Here is a 2889-nt window from a genome sequence, read left to right on the forward strand (position 1 = left end):
CATGTTCGGCCGTATCAAGGACTGGCGCCGCGTCGCCATGCGCTACGACCGCTGCGCCCACACCTTCTTCTCCGCTATCTGCCTCGCCGCAACCGTCCTCTTCTGGATCAATGAGTCCTGAGCCTAGGATGCATCGGCTTCGGAAGAACGAAGCCAAGGCATCCTAGGTCTTTGTTTGATCGCGTGATTCAAGCTTTTCGGTGATTCCACCTCAAGCCATCACGCGCTAAGGCGCCTCCGCCGGCAGCGGCCGCGACACGCCCTCCGCCCCGCGGGGCGACAGCCAGAAGAACAGATGGCAGGTGGTGCCCTGGGCCGCGGGGCGCATGGTGAAGGCGCCGCCGATCTGCCGGGTCAGCGCCTGGACGATGCGCAGGCCGAGGCTCCGCGTCCGCTCCAGCATGAAGTCCAGCGGCAGGCCGATGCCGTCATCCTCCACGCTCAGCTGCACCCGCTGCTCGGCCCGCGCCAGCCGGATGGTCACCGTGCCGCGGCGGCCCTGCGGGAAGCCGTGCTGCAGGGCGTTGGCCAGCAGCTCGGCGACGATCAGCGCGACCGGCACGGTCAGCTCGGGCGGCAGCACCAGCGGCTCCGCCTCGATCCGGGCGGTGATCTGGCCGGCCTCGGCGGCGGCCAGCATGTCCTGGCTCAGCCCCTGCAGGAAGGGGCCGAAGGGCAGGCCCTCGGCGTCGCTGTGCAGCCGGCGCTGGATGCGGCCGATCACCTCCAGCCGGGTCGCCGCATTGTCCAGCACCCGCCGTGCTTCCGGGTCGCGCACCGCGTTGCGCTGCAGCAGCACCATGGCCGACAGCACCTGCAGGTTGTTGGCGATGCGGTGCTGCAGCTCCTGCAGCATCACCTCCCGCGTGCGGGCCAGCTGCTGGCTGAGCGCGCCCTCGCGGCTGCCGCGCGCCTGGTCCTGCCGCAGCCGCCGCATCGCCAGCTGCATCAGGTGGATCAGCAGGATGTCGACGGCGCTGATGACGATGAAGAAGGCCAGGGCCAGGCTGGCGCCGGCGGTCAGCTTGAAGCTGTAATAGGGCTCCATGAAGCAGTACCAGGCGGTCAGCGAGGCGGTGGCGCCGACCGCGATGCCCGGCCCGACGCCGCCCAGCAGCGTCGCCATCAGGATGGCGGGGAAGAAGGTCAGGAAGGGGAAGCCGGGCGGCAGCAGCCCGTCCAGCCCCAGCCGCAGCAGCATCGCCACCAGGAAGACCAGCAGCCCGAGCAGCCAGCGCTGGCCCAGCGGCCGCTGCCGCGCCGCATCGACCCAGTCGCGCAGCCCGTTCAGCATGGCGGGCCTGGCATCGGCGGCGGCGCATCCGGCATTGGGCGAGGGCTCCCGTCATTTCGGCGTGCCGCAGGATCGGGAGGCAGCGGTTGAGGCCGCAACCTGCGCCGTGCCTCAAAGCGCCGCGGGGCCTTGAAAAGCCGCGCCCATGAAAAAGGGCCACGCCTCGCGGCGCGGCCCTTTTTCGATTTTAAATCAGATGGTTACGAACGGTAGGAGCCGTTGATGTCGATATAGCCATGCGTCAGGTCGCAGGTCCAGGCGGTGGCCTTGCCCTTGCCCAGGCCGATATCGACGGCGATCTCGATCTCGCGGCCCTTCATATGGGCGACGACCGGCGCCTCGTCATAGCCGGGGACGACGCCGCCCTCGCGCGCCATCCAGGTGCCGCCGACGCCGACCGACAGCAGGTCGCGATCGGCCGGCTCGCCGGCCTTGCCGACGGCCATGACGATGCGGCCCCAATTGGCGTCCTCGCCGGCGATGGCGGTCTTCACCAGCGGCGAATTGGCGATGGCCATGGCGATCTTCTGCGCCGAGCGGCCGGTGGTCGCGCCGGTCACGTCGATCCGCACCAGCTTCTGCGCGCCCTCGCCGTCGCGCACCACCTGCAGCGCGAGATCCAGCAGCAGCTCATGCAGCGCGCGGGAAAAATCCTTGAGGATCGAGCCGCCCTCGGCCGGCACGCGCGGATGCTTCACCTGGCCGGTGGCGAAGACCAGCACCGTGTCGCTGGTCGAGGTGTCGCTATCCACCGTCGTCCGGTTGAAGCTGGCATCCGTGCCCTTCTTCAGGATCGCCTGCAGGGCGGCGGCCGGGATCTTGGCGTCGGTGGCGATGAAGCACAGCATGGTCGCCATGTCGGGCGCGACCATGCCCGAGCCCTTGGCGATGCCGGCGATGGTGACCTCCGTCTCGCCGATCATCGCGCGGCGGACGCAGCCCTTGGGGAAGGTGTCGGTGGTCATGATGCCGCGGGCGGCGCCATCCCAGCCCGCTTCCGTCAGCGCGCCATGCAGCGCCGGCAGGGCGGCGGTCAGCTTGGCATGCGGCAGGGTCTCGCCGATCACGCCGGTGGACGCCAGAAATATTTCTTTCGGCTTGCAGCCGAGCAGCGAAGCGGCAGCGTCCGCCGTTGCCTGCACCGCCTCGCGGCCAGGCTTGCCGGTGAAGACGTTGGCATTGCCGGCATTGACCACCAACCCGCGCGCCTTGCCCGACTTCAGCGCCGCGCGGCACCAGTCGATCGGGGCGCCCGGGCACTTGTTGCGGGTGAAGACGCCGGCGACCGTGGTGCCGGGCGCGAATTCCATGAAGGTCAGGTCGTTGCGGCCCTTGTATCGGATCCCCGCCGCCGCGACGCCCAGCCTGACGCCGGCGATCGGCGGCATCGCGGGCATCGGCACCGCGAGGGGAGAGACGGGGAGATCCTTGCCGGCCATGCGAGGCGGTCCTTCGTGTCGGTCGCGGAATGCGGGGCCCCCGGACGAGGGCTCAGGCCTTCTAAAGCAGAACGGCCGCGGGCGAAAACCCGCGGCCATCCTTTTCCATCAGCCGGGTTCCCTCAGCCGGGCCGGATCAGCGCCGGGCGGGCGGGG

Annotated in this window: 2 protein-coding genes and 1 pseudogene; 1 reads left to right on the forward strand and 2 read right to left on the reverse strand. The window is 69.9% G+C overall.

Annotation, left to right across the window (positions count from 1 at the left end; all coding sequences use genetic code 11):
* A pseudogene (locus GVN67_RS28575) lies at nucleotides 1-121 on the forward strand (IS5/IS1182 family transposase); the annotation flags it as partial.
* A 105-nt stretch (nucleotides 122-226) separates the two neighbouring features.
* Here the strand turns inward: GVN67_RS28575 and GVN67_RS28580 are convergent.
* Both GVN67_RS28580 and argJ read right to left on the reverse strand, forming a co-directional pair.
* Nucleotides 227-1294 (reverse strand): sensor histidine kinase, encoded by a 1068-nt coding sequence (locus GVN67_RS28580; protein WP_160000694.1) that lies wholly within the window; start codon nucleotides 1292-1294, stop codon nucleotides 227-229.
* A 200-nt stretch (nucleotides 1295-1494) separates the two neighbouring features.
* Nucleotides 1495-2733 carry a bifunctional glutamate N-acetyltransferase/amino-acid acetyltransferase ArgJ gene (argJ, locus tag GVN67_RS28585; protein WP_160000695.1) on the reverse strand — a complete coding sequence of 413 codons (1239 nt, stop codon included), beginning with the start codon at nucleotides 2731-2733 and terminating at the stop codon, nucleotides 1495-1497.
* Nucleotides 2734-2889: the final 156 nt, after the last annotated feature.

The organism is Roseomonas sp. 18066 (assembly GCF_902706185.1).
Classification (GTDB): domain Bacteria; phylum Pseudomonadota; class Alphaproteobacteria; order Acetobacterales; family Acetobacteraceae; genus Pseudoroseomonas.